This window comes from Cypionkella sinensis, assembly GCF_042646385.1.
GTDB lineage: Bacteria > Pseudomonadota > Alphaproteobacteria > Rhodobacterales > Rhodobacteraceae > Cypionkella > Cypionkella sinensis.
On the sequence record NZ_JBHRTO010000002.1, the window covers coordinates 475007 to 495342 of the forward strand.

General features: G+C 60.3%; 22 protein-coding genes. 7 read left to right on the top strand and 15 right to left on the bottom strand.

Annotation, left to right across the window (positions count from 1 at the left end; all coding sequences use genetic code 11):
- Positions 1 to 79: 79 nt before the first annotated feature.
- The 10 genes from era to folK form a co-directional block, all read right to left on the bottom strand.
- The gene (gene era, locus ACFOGH_RS17485) at positions 80 to 1033 is read right to left on the bottom strand and encodes a GTPase Era (RefSeq protein WP_380074451.1); all 954 of its coding nucleotides are present in this window, start codon (positions 1031 to 1033) and stop codon (positions 80 to 82) included.
- Positions 1026 to 1715 carry a ribonuclease III gene (gene rnc / locus ACFOGH_RS17490; RefSeq protein WP_380074452.1) on the bottom strand — a complete coding sequence of 230 codons (690 nt, stop codon included), beginning with the start codon at positions 1713 to 1715 and terminating at the stop codon, positions 1026 to 1028. The genes era and rnc overlap by 8 nt, the downstream gene beginning before the upstream one ends.
- Positions 1712 to 2491: a signal peptidase I gene (lepB, locus tag ACFOGH_RS17495; RefSeq protein WP_380074453.1), complete on the bottom strand. Its 780-nt coding sequence runs from the start codon at positions 2489 to 2491 to the stop codon at positions 1712 to 1714. The genes rnc and lepB overlap by 4 nt, the downstream gene beginning before the upstream one ends.
- A 79-nt stretch (positions 2492 to 2570) precedes the next feature.
- Positions 2571 to 2984 (bottom strand): holo-ACP synthase, encoded by a 414-nt coding sequence (gene acpS, locus ACFOGH_RS17500; RefSeq protein WP_380074454.1) that lies wholly within the window; start codon positions 2982 to 2984, stop codon positions 2571 to 2573.
- A gap of 3 nt (positions 2985 to 2987) precedes the next feature.
- Positions 2988 to 3449 carry a hypothetical protein gene (locus ACFOGH_RS17505; RefSeq protein ID WP_380074455.1) on the bottom strand — a complete coding sequence of 154 codons (462 nt, stop codon included), beginning with the start codon at positions 3447 to 3449 and terminating at the stop codon, positions 2988 to 2990.
- Positions 3449 to 4207 (bottom strand): pyridoxine 5'-phosphate synthase, encoded by a 759-nt coding sequence (locus tag ACFOGH_RS17510; RefSeq protein ID WP_380074456.1) that lies wholly within the window; start codon positions 4205 to 4207, stop codon positions 3449 to 3451. Before ACFOGH_RS17510 ends, ACFOGH_RS17505 begins: the two co-directional genes overlap by 1 nt.
- Positions 4208 to 4252: 45 nt before the next feature.
- Positions 4253 to 4969 carry a DUF2062 domain-containing protein gene (locus ACFOGH_RS17515; RefSeq protein WP_380074457.1) on the bottom strand — a complete coding sequence of 239 codons (717 nt, stop codon included), beginning with the start codon at positions 4967 to 4969 and terminating at the stop codon, positions 4253 to 4255.
- 55 nt (positions 4970 to 5024) lie between these two features.
- A complete protein-coding gene (locus tag ACFOGH_RS17520) occupies positions 5025 to 7142 on the bottom strand; it encodes a RelA/SpoT family protein (protein ID WP_380074458.1) in 2118 nt (705 codons plus the stop codon).
- A gap of 47 nt (positions 7143 to 7189) precedes the next feature.
- Positions 7190 to 7543 (bottom strand): DNA-directed RNA polymerase subunit omega, encoded by a 354-nt coding sequence (gene rpoZ, locus ACFOGH_RS17525; RefSeq protein WP_380074459.1) that lies wholly within the window; start codon positions 7541 to 7543, stop codon positions 7190 to 7192.
- Between the two features lie 95 nt (positions 7544 to 7638).
- The gene (folK, locus tag ACFOGH_RS17530; RefSeq protein WP_380074460.1) at positions 7639 to 8223 is read right to left on the bottom strand and encodes a 2-amino-4-hydroxy-6-hydroxymethyldihydropteridine diphosphokinase; all 585 of its coding nucleotides are present in this window, start codon (positions 8221 to 8223) and stop codon (positions 7639 to 7641) included.
- Positions 8224 to 8364: 141 nt separating this feature from the next.
- On the opposite strand from folK, the gene ACFOGH_RS17535 reads away from it, so the two are divergent.
- Genes ACFOGH_RS17535 through rnhA form a run of 5 tightly spaced genes read left to right on the top strand, consistent with a single transcriptional unit; the run spans position 8365 to position 11500 of the window.
- A complete protein-coding gene (locus ACFOGH_RS17535; RefSeq protein WP_380074461.1) occupies positions 8365 to 8937 on the top strand; it encodes a LabA-like NYN domain-containing protein in 573 nt (190 codons plus the stop codon).
- Positions 8938 to 9567 (top strand): hypothetical protein, encoded by a 630-nt coding sequence (locus tag ACFOGH_RS17540; RefSeq protein WP_380074462.1) that lies wholly within the window; start codon positions 8938 to 8940, stop codon positions 9565 to 9567. It abuts the gene before it with no gap.
- Between the two features lie 49 nt (positions 9568 to 9616).
- A complete protein-coding gene (gene ispH / locus ACFOGH_RS17545; RefSeq protein WP_380074463.1) occupies positions 9617 to 10582 on the top strand; it encodes a 4-hydroxy-3-methylbut-2-enyl diphosphate reductase in 966 nt (321 codons plus the stop codon).
- Positions 10579 to 11010, top strand: coding sequence for a DUF3429 domain-containing protein (locus ACFOGH_RS17550; protein ID WP_380074464.1), 432 nt, complete (start codon positions 10579 to 10581; stop codon positions 11008 to 11010). The genes ispH and ACFOGH_RS17550 overlap by 4 nt, the downstream gene beginning before the upstream one ends.
- 28 nt (positions 11011 to 11038) lie before the next feature.
- Positions 11039 to 11500 (top strand): ribonuclease HI, encoded by a 462-nt coding sequence (gene rnhA, locus ACFOGH_RS17555; protein ID WP_380074465.1) that lies wholly within the window; start codon positions 11039 to 11041, stop codon positions 11498 to 11500.
- On the opposite strand, the gene ACFOGH_RS17560 is transcribed toward rnhA, so the two are convergent.
- From ACFOGH_RS17560 to ACFOGH_RS17575, 4 genes are all read right to left on the bottom strand, one after another.
- Positions 11495 to 12310 carry a glycosyltransferase gene (locus tag ACFOGH_RS17560; protein ID WP_380074466.1) on the bottom strand — a complete coding sequence of 272 codons (816 nt, stop codon included), beginning with the start codon at positions 12308 to 12310 and terminating at the stop codon, positions 11495 to 11497. The two genes, rnhA and ACFOGH_RS17560, sit on opposite strands and share 6 nt — an antisense overlap.
- 39 nt (positions 12311 to 12349) lie before the next feature.
- Positions 12350 to 13081: an FkbM family methyltransferase gene (locus tag ACFOGH_RS17565; RefSeq protein WP_380074468.1), complete on the bottom strand. Its 732-nt coding sequence runs from the start codon at positions 13079 to 13081 to the stop codon at positions 12350 to 12352.
- Positions 13078 to 13893 (bottom strand): hypothetical protein, encoded by an 816-nt coding sequence (locus ACFOGH_RS17570; protein WP_380074469.1) that lies wholly within the window; start codon positions 13891 to 13893, stop codon positions 13078 to 13080. The genes ACFOGH_RS17565 and ACFOGH_RS17570 overlap by 4 nt, the downstream gene beginning before the upstream one ends.
- Positions 13894 to 13966: 73 nt before the next feature.
- The gene (locus tag ACFOGH_RS17575; protein ID WP_380074470.1) at positions 13967 to 15871 is read right to left on the bottom strand and encodes a glycosyltransferase family 2 protein; all 1905 of its coding nucleotides are present in this window, start codon (positions 15869 to 15871) and stop codon (positions 13967 to 13969) included.
- A gap of 259 nt (positions 15872 to 16130) precedes the next feature.
- On the opposite strand from ACFOGH_RS17575, the gene ACFOGH_RS17580 reads away from it, so the two are divergent.
- Both ACFOGH_RS17580 and ACFOGH_RS17585 read left to right on the top strand, forming a co-directional pair.
- A complete protein-coding gene (locus ACFOGH_RS17580) occupies positions 16131 to 17000 on the top strand; it encodes a hypothetical protein (RefSeq protein ID WP_380074471.1) in 870 nt (289 codons plus the stop codon).
- Positions 17001 to 17049: 49 nt separating this feature from the next.
- Positions 17050 to 17559, top strand: coding sequence for a transcriptional regulator (locus ACFOGH_RS17585; RefSeq protein ID WP_380074472.1), 510 nt, complete (start codon positions 17050 to 17052; stop codon positions 17557 to 17559).
- Positions 17560 to 17586: 27 nt separating this feature from the next.
- Here ACFOGH_RS17585 and ACFOGH_RS17590 read toward each other — a convergent pair whose 3' ends face one another.
- Positions 17587 to 20130, bottom strand: coding sequence for a hybrid sensor histidine kinase/response regulator (locus ACFOGH_RS17590; RefSeq protein WP_380074473.1), 2544 nt, complete (start codon positions 20128 to 20130; stop codon positions 17587 to 17589).
- Between the last annotated feature and the right edge of the window lie 206 nt (positions 20131 to 20336).

The window sequence follows — 20336 nt, forward strand, 5'->3', positions numbered from 1 at the left end:
ATCCCCGCCGGAGGCTTCGACACAACCACCAACGCGCCGGTTCAGAACCCGCCGGAATTTAGCGCAAATTTCGGGGGCCTCAGGCCTCGCCGTCTTTGAAATCCAGACCCATTTCGGAATAACGCTCTGGCTCGTCCTGCCAGTTTTCGCGCACTTTCACTTGCAGGAACAGATGCACAGTGCGGCCCAGAAACTCCGAAATGTCGGCGCGCGAAGCTTGGCCGATGCTTTTGATCGTCTCACCCTTGTTGCCCAGCACGATGCCTTTGTGGCCATCGCGGGACACATAGATGATCTGGTCGATGCGGGTGGAGCCGTCCGGCTTGTCTTCCCATTTCTCGGTCTCGACGGTCAACTGATAGGGCAGTTCTTCGTGCAGCCGCAGCGTCAGCTTTTCGCGGGTCATCTCGGCGGCGATCATCCGCATCGGCAGATCGGCGATCTGGTCTTCGGGGTAGAACCATGGGCCATCGGGGATCTGCTCGCCCAGCCATTCGCGCAGGTCTTTGACGCCATAGCCTTTTTCGGCCGAGATCATGAAGGTTTTCGCAAAGGCAAACGCTTCGTTCATCTTTTCGGCCAGGGCCAGCAGCACCTCGGCCTTGACCTTGTCGATCTTGTTGATCGCCAAAGCCACCGGCTGACCCTGCGGGATCTGGTCTTTCATGCGGTCGATGATGGTTTGAACACCTTCGGTCAGCCCCCGGTTGGCTTCGATCAGCAACACGATGACATCGGCATCGGCAGCGCCGCCCCAAGCAGCCTTGACCATGGCGCGGTCCAGACGGCGGCGCGGGCGGAACAGGCCGGGGGTGTCGACGAACACGATCTGCGCCACACCTTCCATCGCCACGCCGCGGATGCGGGTGCGGGTGGTTTGCACCTTGTGCGTCACGATGGAAACCTTTGCCCCCACCATGCGGTTGAGCAGGGTGGATTTGCCAGCATTGGGTTCGCCAATCAGCGCCACAAAGCCCGCGCGAGTGCCGGGGGCATCGGGCATCCGTCCGGTGAGTTTGCTGTCTTCAGTCATCAGAATTCTCCATCCGGGCCAGCAGGGCGCGGGCTGCGGCTTGTTCGGCCACACGTTTCGATCCGGCGCGGGCGCATTCGGCCTCGCCATTGGCCAGCTTTACCTCGACGGTGAAGATCGGCTGGTGGTCTGGGCCAGAACGGCCCTGTTCGCTATAGACGGGCGGCGGCATGGCGCGGGCTTGCGCCCATTCTTGCAGCGCGGTTTTGGGGTCGCGGGCATCTTGTTCAACGGCACCGATGCGCGCGCCCCATAGGCGCAGTATCAGCGCGCGGGCGGCGTCGAAACCGCCGTCTTGGTACACGGCTGCAATCACCGCCTCCATCGCGTCACCCAAGAGCGCCTCTTTGCGGCGGCCACCTGACAGCATTTCCGAGCGGCCCAGTTTCAGCACATCGCCAAGGCCCACTTCGCGGGCGACTTCGGCGCAGGCCTCTTTGCGGACAAGCGCGTTGAAACGCGGGGCGAGTTGGCCTTCGGACGCGGCGGTATCGGCACCCAGCAGCGCCTCGGCCATCACAAGGCCCAGCACACGGTCGCCAAGGAATTCAAGACGCTGGTTGTCGGGGCGGGTGGCCGACGAGATTGAGGCATGGGTGACGGCGCGCAACAACAGTTCGGGCGTGCGAAACTGATGCCCAATGCGCGCCTCGAAGGCCTTGAGATCGGCGGCGAGCCTCACTCCACCGCCTTGAAGAAGCGGTCGGCGCGCCAGGTCCAGAAGTAGAGCATCGAGGCACCGGCGGAGGAGAAGATGATGCGGTCGGCGCGGCCGATCAGGTTTTCGGCGGGAACAAAGCCGACACCGCCGACGGCCTGCGAAAAGCGGCTGTCCTGGCTGTTGTCGCGGTTGTCGCCCATGAAGAAGTATTCGCCTTCCGGCACGGTGAACACATCGGTGTTGTCGGCGTAGCCATCGTTTTCGATGTTCATCACATCATGCACGACGCCGTTCGGCAGGGTCTCGCGGAAGCGTTCTTTCTGGCAGATCGCACCATCACCGACGGTGCCGTTCGAGCAGCGCGGGCGGGATTTCATTGGGCCTTGCGGCTCCATCACTTCTTCGAACGTGCCATCGGGCACTTGCGGTGCGACTGCGCCGTTGATGTAGAGCAGGCCGTCTTTCACCTGAATCTTGTCGCCCGGCAGGCCGATCAGACGCTTGACGAAATCTGAACCGTTGACCGGATGGCGGAACACCACGACATCGCCGCGCTGGGGATCAGAGGCGAAGATGCGGCCCGAGATTGGGCAGAGGCCGAAGGGGCAGGAGTATTTCGAATAGCCATAGGCCATCTTGTTGACGAAGACGAAATCGCCGACCAGCAGGGTGTCTTTCATCGATTCCGACGGAATCCAGAACGGCTGGAAGAACAGGGTGCGGAATGCGCCCGCGATCAGCAGGGCATAGACCACGGTTTTTACCGTCTCGACAATGCCGCCTTCAGATTTCGCCATGATCTTCGTCTTTCTTCAGATTTTCCACGCACGGCGCGGTTTTTTGGTCTGCGCTACATGCGCGCCGCGCGCTGCCGAGTCAAGTTGGCGCGGGGCCGGGGCGGGCCTCGATCACGACATAGGCCTGCGCCCACGGGTGATCGTCGGTCAAAGTGACGTGAACGATGGCGTGATGATCGGGCGGGGTCATCTGGGCCAAGCGCTCGGCCGCCCAGCCGGTCAGGTGCATCACGGGTTGGCCGGTGCGCAGGTTGGACACCGCCATGTCTTTCCACGAAATCCCCATGCGCAGGCCGGTGCCGAGGGCTTTGGAGCAAGCCTCTTTCGCGGCCCAGCGCTTGGCATAGGTGGCGGCGACGGCGCGGGGGCGGGATTCGGCCTTTTTCTGCTCGCGTTCAGTGAAAACGCGGTTGCGGAAACGGTCGCCGTGGCGGGCGAGAGTGGCCTCGATCCGCTCGATATTGCACAGGTCAGAGCCGATGCCGAGGATCATGGATCAATCCAGACTGGCGGCAATCGCGCCGGTGCTTTGGTTGAGGGTGACGTGCAGGGTCGCGGCGGCGAAATCGGCGGTGTCGGGCAGGTAGCGCTGCGCCGGAAGGGCGAAGGTCAGGCCCGTGGCGCGATCGTAGGCGGCAGTGGCGGCGGCCAGATCAAGGCCAGCAAAGCCGGTGGCCCCATCCAGCGAGACAACGCGACATTGCCGCCCGCCGAGTTCGTCATAGGGTGGGGAGAGGATCAGCAGGTGAAAGGCGGCGGCGGCAGGTTCGATCGTGTCGATCAGCGCAAGCCGCACGGCGCCTTTGGCGAACAGGCGGCTGTTGGCCTCCCACGGTTCGGCGATGTTCCAGGCATTGCTGCGGGCATCGTCGCAGGGCTGCACGGTTTGGGCACTCGCCGCCTGCGCGCCCAGTGCCAGAGCTGCCATTGCGACCAGATCGGCAAGCCCGCGCCGCATCACGCGACGCTTTCGCGGGCGGCGTCCATCAGGCGGCGCATTTCCTCAATCGCGGGGCCGAGGCCGCGGTAGATCGCCTCGCCGATCAGGAAATGGCCGATGTTGAGTTCGGCGATTTCGGGGATCGCGGCGATGGGGGTGACGTTGTCGTAGGTGAGGCCGTGGCCCGCGTGGACTTCGAGCCCAAGGCTGTGGGCGAAGGCGGCGCCCTTGCGCAGGGCTTCCAGTTCGGCCTCGGCCTCGGCGATGCGGCCCTCGGCGTGCAGGTCGGAGTAGTGGCCGGTGTGCAACTCGACCACGGCGGCACCGATGCGGGCGGAGGCTTCGAGTTGGCGGAGGTCGTGGCCGACGAACATAGACACGCGGCAACCGGCCTCGCGCAGCGGGGTGATGAAATGCGTCAGGCGGTTGGCGTCGGAGGCGACATCCAGACCGCCCTCGGTGGTGCGTTCGGCGCGGTTTTCCGGCACGAGGCAGACGGCATGTGGTTTCAGGCGCAGAATGATCGCGGCCATCTCATCGGTGGCGGCGCATTCGAAGTTCAGCGGGATGCCGATGCCTGCCGCAATCGCCTCCATATCGGCATCGCGGATGTGGCGGCGGTCTTCGCGCAGATGGGCGGTGATGCCATCGGCCCCAGCAGCTTCGGCCAGAAGCGCCGCGCGCAACGGATCGGGCCAGGCCGACCCACGGGCGTTGCGCACGGTGGCGACGTGATCAATGTTGATGCCAAGCCGTTGCCGCGCGAGAGGTGCCATCGCCGTTGTCCTTTACCCGTTTGATCAGATTATAGCGCGCAAACCTTAGTTTGCACCTGCCCCCGTGTCATCCCCGGCGGGACGGCTTTCGCCGTCTTTGTCGGTGCGGTGCAGCAGGCGGTTCTTGGCATCAGCGACCGCGAGTTTCAGGCGATGCCTGCGCTCGCGGCGATCATCGGCCTTGGCGGCGCGGGCCTTTTGATAGGTCTGCACCAAGGGGATGGTGACGTAATAGGCGATGGCCGAAATCACCAGACCAGGCAGCAAAGCGCCGATGAAATAGGGCACATAAATCTCGTGCCAGAAGCGGATCAAACCGCCCCAATGCATCGTGGCCGGGGTGAACAGGGCGACGATGTTGCGCCACAGATCGGCGCCAGCCACAGAGAAGGCGTCGATGATCGCCTCAAAGCTAAGCTTGCCCGGAACACCCATGATCCAATGACCAAAGGACATGGCAAACACCGCGAAGAACGGTGTGGTGACGGGATTGGTGTTGAACGTGCCCAGCAAAGCCGCCAGCAGGTTGCCGCGCACAAGGCGTGCGGCAGCCCAAGCGGCGACGAATTGCAGACCCGGCAGCGGCAGAAAGCCCACGAGGAACCCCGCAAAGACGCCGCGCGCGATGCGGTGGGGATCGTCGGGCAGTCTGCTCATCCGGTGGATGACGTAGCGGGTCGCGCGTTTGAAGCCCCCTTTCGGGTAGACCATCTCGCGCAGCCAAGCGCCCCATCCCAGCGGTTGCCGTCGTTTGAATACCATAAAGCGGCCCCGCTTCCTTTCTGCCCAGAAGGCGTGCTGCCCTGCGGATAATCCGTCAGGGCTTGCGTGTCATATCACGATGCCGCGACACTTGTGCGACATCGGTTTCAGCCTCGAGGGCCGTCATCACCATGTGCAAGTGTTCAACGTCGCGCAAGTCCACGTCAATGATAAGTCTGTAAAAATCCGGTTTACGTTCTGTGAACCGCAGATCGGATATGTTGGCTTTCTGCTCGCCAATCAAGGTGCAGACCCGGCCCAAAACGCCCGCGTCGTTGGATATGGCAACATCCAGCGCAACGGTGTTGACGGGGGCATGGCGGCCCGCGTGCCATTGCAGATCAACCCAGCGGTTGGGCTGTTCTTCAAACTCTTCCAGCGCGGGGCAATCAATCGCGTGGATCAACACACCTTGGCCGCGATAGGTGATCCCGACGATGCGCTCGCCCGGCAAAGGCTGGCAGCAGGGGGCGCGGCGGAAGGTCTGATCATCGGGCATACCGATGACAGCGCGGGCGGATTCAACCTCGTCCGGGCTGTGCTGGACCAGTTCGGGATAGAGGGTTTCAACAACCTTGCGGGCGGTCAGTTCTGCCGAGCCGAGGGCTGCCAGCAGATCCATCTCATCGGGCAGACCCAGCATTTTGGCGGCAGTGCGCAGGGCCTTATCTGTGGCTTTTTTGCCAACATGTTCAAAGGCTGCGCGGGCAAGTTCCTGTCCCAGACGCACAAAACGGCCGCGATCTTCTTCGCGCAGCGATTTGCGAATCGCCGCCTTGGCGCGGCCCGTGGTGACAATGTCGATCCATGAGGCCTGCGGGCGCTGGCCTTCGGCGGTGATGATCTCAACCGATTGGCCGTTTTTCAGCCGTGTCCACAGCGGCACGCGGATGCCGTCGATCTTGGCGGAAACGCAGGAATTGCCGATGCGGGTGTGGATGGAATAGGCGTAATCCAGCGGCGTGGCCCCGCGCGGCAGTTGCACCACATCGCCCTTGGGGGTGAAGCAGAACACCTGATCGGAATACATCTCAAGCTTGACGTTTTCCAGAAATTCGTCGTGATCGCCCTCGTCCAGACGTTCGGTCATCGCGGCGATCCATTTGGCGGGATCGACGGCGAAGGGGTTCTTGGCGCGCACGCCTTCGCGGTAAGACCAGTGCGCGGCCACACCGGCTTCGGCGACTTCGTGCATCTCACGGGTGCGGATCTGCACCTCGACCCGCTTGCCGTCGCGACCAGACACCGTTGTGTGGATCGAGCGGTAGCCGTTGGATTTCGGCTGGCTGAGATAGTCTTTGAACCGCCCCGGCACCGCGCGCCAGCGTTGGTGGATCACGCCGAGAATACGGTAGCAATCGGCGACAGAAGCGCAGATGACGCGAAAGCCGTAGATGTCGGACAGGCGGGAAAATGCGAGGTCTTTTTCCTGCATCTTGCGCCAGATCGAATAGGGTTTTTTGGCGCGGCCATAAACATCGGCGTCGATCTGCACCTTTTCCAGCACGGCGCGGATGTCGGCGGTGATCTGATGCACCACATCGCCGGATTCGCGTTGCAGGGTCAGGAAACGGCGGATGATGGAATTACGCGCCTCGGGGTTCAGCACGCGGAAGGACAGGTCTTCCAGTTCTTCGCGCATCCATTGCATACCCATGCGACCCGCAAGCGGCGCATAGATTTCCATGGTCTCGCGGGCCTTTTGCGCCTGCTTTTCCGGCTTCATCGACTTGATGGTGCGCATGTTGTGCAGACGGTCGGCCAGCTTGACCAAGATCACCCGCAGGTCTTTCGACATCGCCATGAACAGCTTGCGAAAGTTTTCCGCCTGCTGCGATTCGGTGTTGGACAGTTGCAGGTTGGTCAGCTTGGTGACGCCATCGACCAGTTCGGCCACCTCCTCGCCAAACAGTTTGGCGACCTCGGCATAGGTGGATTTGGTGTCTTCGATGGTGTCGTGCAGCAGTGCCGTGATGATGGTGGCATCATCGAGTTGCTGTTCGGTAAGGATGGCTGCGACGGCGACGGGATGAGTGAAATACGGCTCACCCGATTTGCGCATCTGGCCATCGTGCATCGCCGCGCCATAGGCATAGGCCCGGCGGATCAGTTCGGAATTGCAGCGGGGATTGTAGTTTTTGACAAGGGCGATGAGGTCTTCAACGTCAATCATCACCGCCCCGCATTTCGGGAAACCCCGTAATTACAGCTCGCCCAGCCTTACAATTCGCCTTGCGCTTCCATGAGGGCGCGCAGCAGTTTTTCTTCCGACATGTCATCCTGCATCGGACGATCAATTTCGCCCGACATCAGCAGAGCCATCTGATCTTCTTCCGGCTCGTCCACTTCGATCTGGGTCTGATGACCTTCGATCATGCGTTCGCGCAAGGAATCTGCCAGTTGGGTTTCCTCGGCGATTTCGCGCAAGGCCACCACCGGGTTCTTGTCGTTGTCACGATCCACCGTCGCGGCAGAGCCGGACTGGATTTCGCGTGCCCGATGGGCCGCAAGCAGGACAAGTTCGAACCGGTTCGGAACCTTGTCAACGCAATCTTCAACCGTCACGCGGGCCATGAAAGACTCCAGTAGGGGTGGGGGCTTTGAAGTTGCCTATTTAGGCGCGATGCCAAGGCTTGACAAGCGGATAATCAAGGAACGGATGGCCGGGGTCAGTCTGCGGATGGCAGCGGCACGACTTCGGCGCGGTCTTGGGCGGGAAGGGCTGCCAGCATTTGCGTGACGGTCAGACCACTGAGCGGATGCCGCCAATCTGGCGCTACGTCGTGCAGCGGCACCAGCACGAAAGCCCGCTCGGCCAGACGGGGATGCGGCAGGATCAACTGATCAGGTGCAAGGCGGCGTTGATCTTCGGCGGGAAGATTCTTCCATTTGAGATAGGTCTCACGATCAGGCAACACTGATTCGCCTATCGCCAACAGATCAATATCAAGGCTGCGCATCCCCCAGCGCTGCACACGCTCGCGTCCGAATTTGGCCTCTACCGTATGCAAACAAGCTAATATGTCGGCGGCGGCGCTGAAATGACGCAACGTCACCACGGCTGCGGCATTCACGTAATCCGGCCCTGCCCCAGCGGGAAAACATGGCGTTTGATACAGGTTGCTCAGCTTGACGACGGGCAACCCCACCCGGCCAAGTTCCGCTATAGCGGCAAGAATTGTTGATTTTGGCGACAAGTCGCAAAAATTCAGGTTTGCGCCAAACGCAACCAGAGCGTGCTTTTCTGTAGACATGGTTGCTGTTATCCTCACAACAGATTGGCTTGCTCGTCGGCGCGCGACCCTGCTATTCAAACTTCATCGCCGCCGTCCATCTACATTAGGTAGACCACTCACGATAGCGCGATTGGCGATTTGTTTTCGAGGGGAAGACTTATGTTTTACAAGGACGAACGGCTTGCGCTGTTCATTGATGGTTCAAATCTTTACGCTGCCGCCAAGGCACTTGGGTTTGACATCGATTACAAGTTGCTCCGTCAAGAGTTCATGCGTCGCGGCAAGTTGCTGCGGGCGTTTTACTACACCGCACTGCTGGAAAACGACGAATACTCGCCGATCCGCCCGCTGGTCGATTGGCTGAACTACAACGGCTTCACCATGGTCACGAAACCGGCCAAGGAATACACCGACAGCCAAGGCCGCCGGAAGGTCAAGGGCAACATGGACATCGAGCTGACGGTCGATGCGATGGAACTGGCGCCGCGCGTGGATCATGTGGTGATTTTCTCGGGCGACGGCGATTTCCGCCCGCTGGTGGAAAGCCTGCAACGTCAGGGCGTGCGGGTTTCGGTGGTGTCGACCATCCGCAGCCAACCGCCGATGATTGCGGATGAATTGCGCCGTCAGGCTGACAATTTCATCGAATTGGACGAATTGCGTGACGTGATCGGTCGCCCGCCGCGCGAGCCCCGGCTTGAGCGTGACGAAGTGGCGGTTGATGTGAAGTAAGTGACGGAAGTTCCCCAGACTTCTGATCTGCATGAAAAGCCGGGGCAGGAAACTGCCTCGGCTTTCGCTTTGCGGCCAAGCCGCGATTTCGATGGCGGGTTGTTGCAGCGCTGGACCTATACGCTGACGCGCGCCGATGCCTTGGCCTATCTGCGCTTGCGGCGGGAATGGTCGGGTTGGGCGAAATGGGCGCTGGGGGCGTGGTTTATGCTGGGCGGTGTCGTGTTCGGGTTGCTGCCGGATGCGGTGCAGGGCGCCGCGGGGACGTGGCGCAACTGGGCGGTGTTTGGCGGCGTGATGGTGGTGCAGTGGGTGTTGGTGCTGGCGGGGTTGAACCTGTGGCAGCAGGGGCGCGCGCGGCGGATGGTGCCTGTGCCAGTGCAAGCCGAGTTTGAGGAATGGGTGGATTGTGTTGCAGGCACCGATATTCTGACGCTGGAATGCGCCTATCTGTCACCCGAATTGATCGGGCAGGTGCTGCAAACACCGACGCATCTCTTTGTGTTGAACTTTTCAACCGCGATTGTGGTGCCATTGCGGGCGTTCGCCGATGCGGCAGAGGCGGCGGCAATGGCTGTGCATCTGCGTGAATTGGCCGCTGGCCCCTATTACTTTGACGCCCAAGACTAGACGAGACCCGGCCTTGGCCTTAGGTCTTGTGCGAAACATGAGAGCCGCCATGACCCTGCCGCCCCCTGCCCTGCCACCGCTGACGCTTTATCTGGCCGCCCCGCGCGGGTTTTGTGCGGGCGTGGACCGTGCCATCAAGATCGTTGAACTTGCGCTGCAAAAATGGGGCGCGCCGGTCTATGTGCGCCACGAGATCGTGCACAACAAATTCGTCGTCGATGCTCTGCGTGCGCAAGGGGCTGTTTTTGTTGAGGAACTGGACGAATGCCCCGTGGATCGCCCGGTGATCTTCTCGGCGCATGGCGTGCCGAAATCTGTGCCTGCGGCGGCAGAGGCGCGGGCGATGATCGCGGTGGATGCCACCTGCCCATTGGTCACGAAAGTGCATAACGAGGCGCAACGACATTCCGAGGCGGGGTTGCAGATGGTGATGATCGGCCATCAGGGCCACCCCGAAACCATTGGCACCATGGGACAATTGCCTGAAGGCGAAGTGCTGCTGGTGGAAACCGCCGAGGATGTGGCGGGGCTGGTGGTGCGTGATCCGGGGCGGCTGGCCTATATCACCCAGACCACGCTTTCGGTCGATGATACGGCGGGGATCGTGGCGGCGTTGCAGGCGCGGTTTCCGGCGATCGTGGGGCCGCACAAGGAAGACATTTGCTATGCCACTACCAACCGGCAGGCGGCGGTGAAGGCGATTGCGGGCAAGATTGATGCGCTGTTGGTGATTGGTGCGCCGAATTCGTCGAACTCGCGCCGGTTGGTGGAGGTTGGACGCTCGGCCGGGTGTTCTTATGCGCAACTGGTGCAACGGGCGACCGAGATTGACTGGCGCGCGCTGGAAGGTGCGACTGCGGTGGGTGTCACGGCGGGGGCTTCGGCACCGGAAGTGTTGGTGAACGAGGTGATAGACGCCTTCCGCGCGCGGTTTGAGACGCGGGTGGAACTGGTTGAAACCGCACAGGAGAATATCGAGTTCAAAGTGCCCCGCATCCTGCGTGAGGCGGTATGAGTGCTATTCCGCGCGCGGCGTTGTGGCTGGGTTTGGCCGGGCTGATCCCGTTTGTGGGCGCTGCTGGGTCGGCGCTGACCGGACAGTCGGCGGTTCTGGCGGGGTTCGAGCAACGGCTGATGCTGCATTATGGCATCATCATTCTGGCGTTCATGTCGGGCGTGCTGTGGGGCTTCAGCACGAAGGCCGAAGGCACGCAGGCCGCCGTGGGTTATGGGCTGTCGGTGCTGCCCGCGCTATGGGCGTTTTTCACCACAATGGGCGATGCGCAGTCGGGTCTGTTGGCGCTGGTTGCGGGGTTTCTGGGCCTGCTGGGGCTTGACTGGCATTTCTGGCGCAAGGGTCTCGCACCGGCTTGGTGGATGCGTTTGCGGCTGATTTTGTCGGCCGGGGTGCTGGCATGTCTGGCCGTGGGGCTTTATGCGTAAAGCCGCCTTGATCTGATCGGACGACCCCATGCCAGAGCTTTTTGCCTATACCGATGGTGCCTGTTCGGGCAACCCCGGCCCCGGGGGCTGGGGCGTCTTGATGCTGGCGCGTGAGGGCGGACAGGTGGTGAAAGAGCGCACGCTGTCAGGCGGCGAGGCGCATACCACCAACAACCGGATGGAACTGCTGGCTGCGATCTCGGCGCTGGAAGCTTTGACGCGGGTTTCCGAACTGACCATCGTGACCGACAGCGCCTATGTGAAAAACGGTGTGACCGAGTGGATTCACGGCTGGAAGCGCAATGGCTGGAAGACCTCGGGCAAGGATCCGGTGAAAAATGTTGATCTGTGGCAACGGCTTGACGCGGCGCAGGCCAAGCACAAGGTGATCTGGCGCTGGATCAAGGGCCATGCCGGGCACGCTGAAAATGAGCGCGCGGATGAGTTGGCACGGGCCGGGATGGCCCCATTCAAGCCCGCAAAATCATAGCTGCGGCAGATAGGGAAAGCGCGCGCGCATATCGGCATCCTGACGCCAATCCGGCACAGCGCGCCATTTCGTGGTGACTTCAACGCGTGAATCATTCGCCTCATGCACCGAACGCACGAACATCGGTTGACCGCCGACCAGACGGTGCGGATGGTTCAGCGGGCTTTTGCGGTGACGGATTTGCAGGATATTGCTGCCAGCCCGCGCGCCCGCCATGGCAAGCCCCAGATTGATGAAGGGATAGCGGTGGTGATACAGCGCATAGGTTTCGGCATCTTTCGATGACAGATCAAGGCCATAGCCCCGGCTGAACGAGACAAAGCGCAGATCATCGGGGGTATTGAGGGGCGGCAGTTGCGCCATCTCGGCCCGCATTCTGGCGATCAGATCGGTGGAAAAGCCGTCGTCATCATCCAGCACCGTTTGCAGCACAGAGGCGTGATCCGGGTAGCGCGCGGCGATGAACTGCGCCAAGTGGCGGTGCGCGATACCGGCGCGGCGGGGCAGGATCGTGTAACGCTCCTTGGGCAAAGCCTCGGCGCAGGCTTCGGCCAGACTGCGCTGCGCCCAGCGCGGCATGGCATAGCTGGACAAGATCATCAGGTGAAAATTCTGATCGGTTTGCGCGCCAAGCGACGGCAGCGGCAGGCTTTGCAGCAGGCCCAGACGCATGATCAGCCGATCCTGATCGAACAGCAGCGCCTGATCCTTTGAGAAATCGCTTTTCCAGCCAGAACTGCCGAAATAGGAAAACCGCAGCGCAATCAGCACTTCCTGACGCGCCACGAAATCCTGCCACTGTGTTGTCATCCGCCTAACACTTTGACATCGTTACATCACTGTGATGGCTCAAATCCAATCGAGATTGACCTTCCCGGCGGGATACTTTGCAGCCACGGTTTCGCGCAGGGTTTTGTAGCGATCACGCAGGTCTTTGAACTTGCGCTCATGTGTCTCGGCAACCAAGGCGCGGATATTTGTGAACAGATCTTCACGATCCAGAGTTTCGAGGATGTCCAGCTCGGCGCCCTCGATATCCATCTTGACGAAAGCGATCTCTCCGCGCGCCGCGACATGCTCTCGCACAAGGGTTGGAAAATCGAGCAGCGTCACCTCGACCGCGTTTTCGGCATCAATGCGTCGCCCCCCATCCAGAATCGTGCTTTTGACCGAAGCCCCATCGGGATTATCGCCAAAATTATCCGCCCGCATCAAGCGAATACTGCCCGCGCCAACACCGACGGCGGCATTGATCAAGGTGACGTTCGGGGTATTTGCGAACTTTTGTTCAAGAACGGAAAACGCATAGGGATCAGGCTCATAAGCCAACACATCCGCGCCAGTCGCCGCCAGAACTGTGGTGACGACGCCCATATTGGCCCCGCAATCCATCACCAGATCGCCGGGTTTCAGCATGGCGGTGATCGCCGTCATATAGCCTTCGGCCCAGGCCTTGCGTTGATTGCGCTTCTGACGGCGGATCAGCGCCTCTACCTCCTCGGGGGTAGAGGGTAAGGGCTTGGCGGCTTTGTCCTTTTTGCCCTTCTTGACCTGCGGATCGGCCTCGTCAGCTTCGTTCATTCCTCCAGCGCCTTGGATGCGTCCACGCCGATCTGCGCGCACATCCGCGCGGCGTAGGAATTTGGCAGCGGCGGATTCTTGCGCCAATAGGGCTTGGTGCCGTTGGTATAAAGATGCACAGACAGGGTGTTGTCGGTGAAGTGGCCCTCGACCCGGCCGTAGGGGTCGTAGAACACATCATTCAACTGGAACGGCACCGGATAGAGGTAATCCGAGGTCAGCGCCTTTTCAAAGTCGCCAGTTTGCTGCGCGAAATAGGTGAAGGCCTGCGGGCCAAAAGCGGTGCGTTCAGCGTTGTAGATCCGCACAGCCTGCGGCAGGCTGGTGTCCTGCTTTTCGATGCGTTTGCGCTGTTGCTTGTTGAACCATGCCGGCGCGTCGGGCAGATTTTCGTAGTAATCCAGCAGTTGCTTGATCAACGCACCCTGCGGCGGGATATAGACGACACCGCAGTTCAGTGCCCCCCTAAAGCCATGACCTGCATAGATATTCTGCATCTCGTCAGGGAAAGGTTTGTGGCAGAACGCATCGCAATCAATCCAGATCGCATCGGTTTTCTCGATCATCTTGTAGCGAAACACGTTCGACAGAAAGCTTTCCGAGGTCTGCCGCACGATATCCATGTCAATCGCCATGATGTCGGTGGCGGGTTTGACGATGATGCCATCGGGCACGTTCGTCACCTTGTCGGTGCAATAAAGCGTGGTCGGATGGCCATGCGCCACATGGCTGAGCAGGCAAAGCTGATTGAGATAATGCAGCCTTTCGCCAATCCAAAGCGAGGCGACGGGTCTGCGAACGGGGGTGGACATGGTTACTGCCTCGTTTGTTTCGTTTTGCTTGAAAATGCCGCACCGCCGTCAGGCTGTCCAGCATCGGAAATCGTTAAGTATTATCGTCTTGGTCGGACGCGCGCTGCAGCCGAAAACCGCGCGCGATATTGGCATCAAATCCGAAATCGGCCACATAGCCCAAACTTGCCAGCAAGGCCTCGATCTCGGGCAGCGCGGCATGGTGCTGCTCCAGCAAGCGGCCATAGAGGAATATCTGCGCGGGGGATGGAGCGGGACGTGCCGAGAACAGAAGTTGCAGGGTTTCGGGGCCAAGCAACGGGTCTGCCAACAGCAGCGCATCCGGCTGCACATCGGCGATCATCGCCAAAATCGCGGCTGCTGGATCATCGCCAAAGCTTTGATCAACCACCACAAATCTGTCGTTAAATGCACGATGGCTCAGCGCACTGACCACGCCCATCATCTGCCGCAAGGAGGGATTTTCTTCGTGCAGATAGAACCGCAGATCAGGACGGATGTTGGCGCAATGCCCGGCCAGAAATCCGACGGCAGAGCCAATCTCTAACACCTTGGCCTGTTCGGCCAGCACCTGCGGCATCCGGCGCGCAAGGCCGCGTTCGAACTTGCCAGACTGGATCAGCGCCCGCGCCGCATCGGTGAAAATCCGGGCGTCGAGCGGCAGTTTCATGCTGTGATTGGGATAAACCTCGGCCGCGATATCCTGCGAAAGGTTAATGTCGCCAGACTGATACGACCCCATCGGCACGGCTTCGACAGGCTCTTTCGGAAGCGCCTGGCGTTCGGATTTCGCCTTGGCGCCGCGGCGCTTTTCCACCTCGGACATCAAGGCCGCGATCTTTTCCTTGTCACGTGCTTGTGGCGGTTTGGCGACGATCTGCGTGATTGGCACAGCCGATGCGCGGGCAAGATCGGCGACAAGTTGATGATAAGCCTCGGTCTGACGCAACTCGGCCAGGCGGGCTTCGGCGCGGTCGATTGCGGCGTGATGCAGGCGGTGCAGAACCGGATCTTGCAGCAATTGCGCGATGATCTGGTTGCGCTGATCGGTGTAGCGCAACATCGTATCATCGCGGACTTCGTTGCGATCTTGCAGCGACCAATAGTCGGAGTTGTACTTATCCGCCTTATTGTTCACATTGCCGCGCATCTTGCGAATGGCATAGCTGTCAACCGACTTCACGGCGTAGTGGTTAAGCTGCACCCAATCGTAGCCGACGGTGCGGGTGATAGAGCGCCAGCCGCGAAACTTGAAGTAATCCTCCATCTCGCGGCCCGAACCATTCAGCCATTTCACCTGATCGGGGAAGTCAGTCTCGTGCCACTTCGTCTTCATTTTCGGGCGATGGATACCCAGTTTCCACTTGTCGGCGCTGAAGGTGAACAGGGTCTTTACCCCCCACCCCTTGTTCCATTCTTGCGGGGCTGCCCATAGATATTGTTCTGTCACCGGTGCGCGGGACCAGTCCACCACACCACCCGAGCCGAAAATCCGCCAAGTCACCACAATGCCGTTGGCCCCCTGCGCCTTGGTGGCTGCAAGCAGGCTGTCAAGCGTGCCATCGCCATAGCGGATCGACAGAAATTCGTCGGCGTCAAACACCATCACCCAATCGGATTGCTGCACGACGGGTTCGTCTTGGGCATAGTTCAACGCCGAGGGCTGCGGCCTGATGCCTTCGGGAATGACATTGCGGCGGTGGTGGCACAGGCCCAGTTCCTCCAGCCGGATCAGCATGTCATCGGTGCCATCCGAACAATCGTTCGTATAGACCACAAGATCAGAGAATCCGACGGCAAGGTGATGCGCAACCCATTCGATCACGTACGCGCCTTCGTCCTTCATCATCGACACGGCCGTGACCTGACCATGCGGGCTGACGTGCCGCTTCAGCGGGAAATCGACGGTGCCCCACAGATCGCCCGCGCCGTTTGGCCGAGTTGCTTGCGCTGGCTGTATATCGTTGTTCTCCGTCACGCCCTGCCCTGCCCCTTGCGCAACCCCTGAAACAGTTGCGCGGTTTTGCCACGATCATAGGTCAAGCCGGATTCCCCCAGCAAGGCCAATGCAGAAAACGCCGCGCGACTGTGTCTTGGCAGACAATCGTTTCCATTTTGGCAACGAATTGCGGGTTAAATTTGCCGCGAGTGCGTGACTTTGCGCGCAGATGCAGATTAATCTTTGCCAATTGTCGCAACTTTCCCGTCCGAGCAGGTATATGGCCCCGAAACTGACTGTGTTTTTTATTGTTGAGCCGCCTGACTACGAAGTCATGGCCTGCTTTTTGGCGGCGTCGCTGCGCGAACAATTCGGCGATCAGGTGGCCTTGGTTGGCTATTGCCCAGATATCAAGCTGGACCAAGTCTCGCCCAACGTAACAGAGGTGCTGCGCCGGATGGGCTGCGAAGTGCGCCCGTTTGCCGTGGCCGGGCGGTTTTCGCCTGCCTATCCGCATGGCAACAAGATCCTCGCCACGATGGAGCCGCGCGACACTGAGTTCTCGGCATTTTTTGACAGCGATATCCTATGCTTGCGGCCCAACCGGGTTGAGAACATCATTCAGGACAACGCGGTTTCGCTGACGCCCGCGGCCTCGATGAACTGGGGCAAAAGCGATGATTGGAAGCTGATTTACGACGTTTGCGGCATGGCAATTCCAGAAGAGCGCATCAAACTGATGCGCCAATCCGGTGAGCGGCAGCGCATACCGTATTTCAGTTCAGGTTTGTTCACCTTCCCCGAGCAACACCGCAGCCCGGACGGTCGCAGCTTTCCGCAGGTCTGGATGGATGTGGCGCATACCATTGACGCGCATCCCGATGTGCCGGGAAAACGGCCCTATCTTGACCAGATCTCGCTGCCGCTGGCGATCCAGAAATCGGGGCTAAAGTGGAATATTCTGCCGGAAGAACAACACTTTATCCTCGGCGGCAAGCTGCGAGGTGATGCGCTGCCGCAAGATCGTGAAATCTTCACCATTCATTACCGCCAACTGAAAGTGCTGAAGGAAACCGGGCTGACCGCGACAAGCCGCAAGATGCTGAAACGGCAAGCCGGAGTGAAACGGATCGACAAGGCCGGGGAGGACGATGCCGATAATGAATAGCCGTTCACCTATTGCTTGCAATTATTGATCATCCGATCATATTGCGATTATGGCACGCACAAAGCTGATCTCGGATCGTGATGTCTTTCAGCAGGTTCTGACCCTGCTTTTGCAGAGTGGCGAAAAGGCCGTGACCTTTTCGGCGGTTTCTGCGGCGACAGGGCTGGCGCCGACGACGCTGGTGCAGCGGTTTTCAAGCTGCAATGCGATGATTTCATCTGCGATTTCTCAGGCTTGGCAAGATCTTTCCGCTTTGGTCGAAGCCGCCTCGACCGATGCAGCAGCGCATAAGGGCGTGCCGGGACTGTTGAAAATGCTGACAGGGCCGATTGATCCGGGTGCATTGTTGACGCTGAGTTTGCGCGACCCTGCGCTGGTGGAGCAGGCCAAGGATTGGCGCAGCAAGGTCGAGCAGGCGATTGCGGCCCGGCTTGATGTCAGCGCGAAGGCGAAGGAAACCGCCGCGCTGATTTTTGCCGCCTGGCAGGGGCGGATGCTGTGGGGGGCCGGTGGCGGCAAGGGCTTCCGCTTGGGCGATGCGATCAAGCAGCTTGTCTGACACAGGCGACCAGACAAGCCAGCGCAGTCAGGCGGCTTGTTCGGCCAAATTGATCGGTCGGGCAAAATCCGGGCAGTATTGCGCTAGGGTTTCGGTGATCGCGCCTTTGCGCAAAGGTTTCGTCATGTAACGGTCGATCCCGGCAGCCAAAATGCCTTCGGCATCGCCATCCATCGCATGTGCGGTCAGCGCCACGATCGGGATATGGGTTTTTCCCCCCTCGAGCGCGCGGATGGCGCGGGCTGCGTCGCGGCCGTCCATTTCCGGCATCGAGATATCCATGAAGATCAGATCGGGTTTGAAGGACTGAAACAGCGCGACAGCCTCAACGCCGTTGTTGGCAAACACCAGTTCAATGTCGATGTCGCGAACCATCTTTTGAAACACCAGTTGATTGGTACGGTTGTCTTCGGCTGTCAGCACCCGCATCTGACGGCGTTCGGTTTGGGGCGGCGGGGCAGCGGCGGGCGCGGCCTCGGATACAGGCGCGACGAGAGATTGCAGGCGGCGGTAGAGATCGGCACGCAGGATCGGCTTTTGCAACGTCGCCGCCAGATACTGCGCACCGTCACCTTCGCGCGCATTGGCGGGGCTGGAGGATAACAAAAGAATCGGCGTTTCGATGCCTTGTGCGCGAATACGGGCGGCGAGGGTCAGACCATCCATTTCGGGCATTTCGTGATCGGTGATGATGGCGTCAAAGCTGGCAGAGGCAAGCGCCGCCAGCGCCTCGGCCCCGGAACGGCAAAGGGTGACGGTGATGCCACAGGGAACCAGTTGGCGTTCCAAAATCGTGCGGTTGATGAATTGATCGTCCACCACCAACACCCGCTTGACTGCGATGGGCAGGCGCAATTCTTCGGCGTCTTCGGCAATCGGCAGCGGCACACGGAAGCCAAAGCAGGCGCCCTTGCCCAGATCGCTATCGACCCAAACCTCGCCCTGCATCCGTTCGACCAGCCGTTTGGTGATGGCAAGGCCCAAGCCGGTGCCTTCAAACTTGCGGTTCGACTGGCTTTCAACTTGGTTAAATTCGCCAAAGATATGCGCAAGGTTTTCTGGCGCGATGCCGATGCCGGTATCTTCGACGGTGATGTGCAGATCCTGACGACCTGCCTCACCTTCCAGCCCGACGACGCGGATCAGCACATGGCCTTTTTCGGTGAATTTCACCGCGTTGCCGATCAGATTGGTCAGAATCTGCCGCAACCGACCGGGATCACCGATGTAGCGGGTGGGCAGGAACATATCGAAGTCGATCATCAGATCGAGCCCTTTTTCGCGAGCGCGCGGCTGTAGCAGCATCGCGATTTCATGGATTGTGCGTTCCATGTCAAAGGGTTCTGGGTGCAGGGTCAGACGTTCGGCCTCGATCTTGGAGAAGTCGAGAATGTCGTTGATGATCACCAAAAGCGCCTCACCCGAGGAGCGGATGGTTTCGGCAAACAGCCGCTGTTCTTCGGACAGGGTGGTATCGCAGAGCAGTTCTGCCATGCCCACAACGCCATTCATCGGGGTGCGGATTTCGTGGCTCATGTTGGCAAGGAAGGCGGATTTGGCGCGGCTGGCGGCTTCGGCGGCGATGCGCGCGGCCTCTAACGCCTCTTGCTGGGCTTTGAGATGGGTGATGTCGACGCGCAAACCGACGCGCCCCCCGTCTGGTGTGCGATGGTCTTGCGCCCTGATCCAGCGGCCATCGGCAAGCTGCTGTTCCACCGGGCCACCAGGATTGCGGTGTTGCGCGAGGCGTTCGGCAAGCCATTGATCTTCTTGGCCCATTGCGCTGACATGCTGGCCATGCGCCAAGCCATAGCGCAAGATATCCTCAAACTTTGCGCCCGGAACGATGGCCGGGGCTGAGGCGGAATAGATGTCGCGGTAGCGTTGATTGCAGGTCAAAAGACGTTCCTCTCTGTCATAAAGCACGAAGCCATCTGGAATGGCCTCGATCGCTGCCCAGATCCGCATTTGTTCTGTGATATCAATGGCAAGCGTGACCATATCGCCATCACGGGCGCGCTGATCGACCATGCGCACCCATGCGCCGGATTTGAATTGCACGGTGATCGGTTCGATCACCTCGCCCTCCCATCGGGCAAGCATGTCGGCGACCCAGACATCTGGCGTCAGATCACCGAGTTCGACCAAGCCCGCCTCTGCTACGATGCACAAAAGGTCGGCGTAGGGCAGGCCCGGCACAATTTCGGGGTCGTTGAAGGCGGCGAGATAGGCGGCATTGGCGGCGATAAGGTGCTGATTGGCATCGAACACCGCAAAGCCGTCTTGAATGGTGTTGATACTGTCCCACAGCCGCCGCTCTGCCATCACGGCCTGGGTATGGGCGCGGTCAAGGTCTGCGACGAAGCGCGATTGCTGGCCCTTCAACTGCTCGGCCTCGGTCAGGGCGGATTTCACCACCTGACGCTGTTCGACGATCTGATCCGACAGGGCGCGGGCGTGCAGGCCGAGTTTGGCATTGGCAGCAAACAACTCTCGGCTTTTCTGTTCAAGCAGACGCTCTGCCGCCAAACGCGCGCGCCTTTCCTTTGCCAGACGTTCTGCGAAATCCATGCCCGATCCATCACATTCTGTGCCCCGCCGCAGCGGGGGTCTTGGGCAATCTGGCGCAACAAAATGAATGATGGATTAAGATGACAAGTTTCGTTCTGCGCTTCACACCGCTTGCCAAGTCTGCGGCCCCCATGCGACAGTCGGGTCACTGATTTCAGGAGGATTTTGGCGATGCGCGTTTGGCTCGGTCGTGCCCTGTTGGGTGC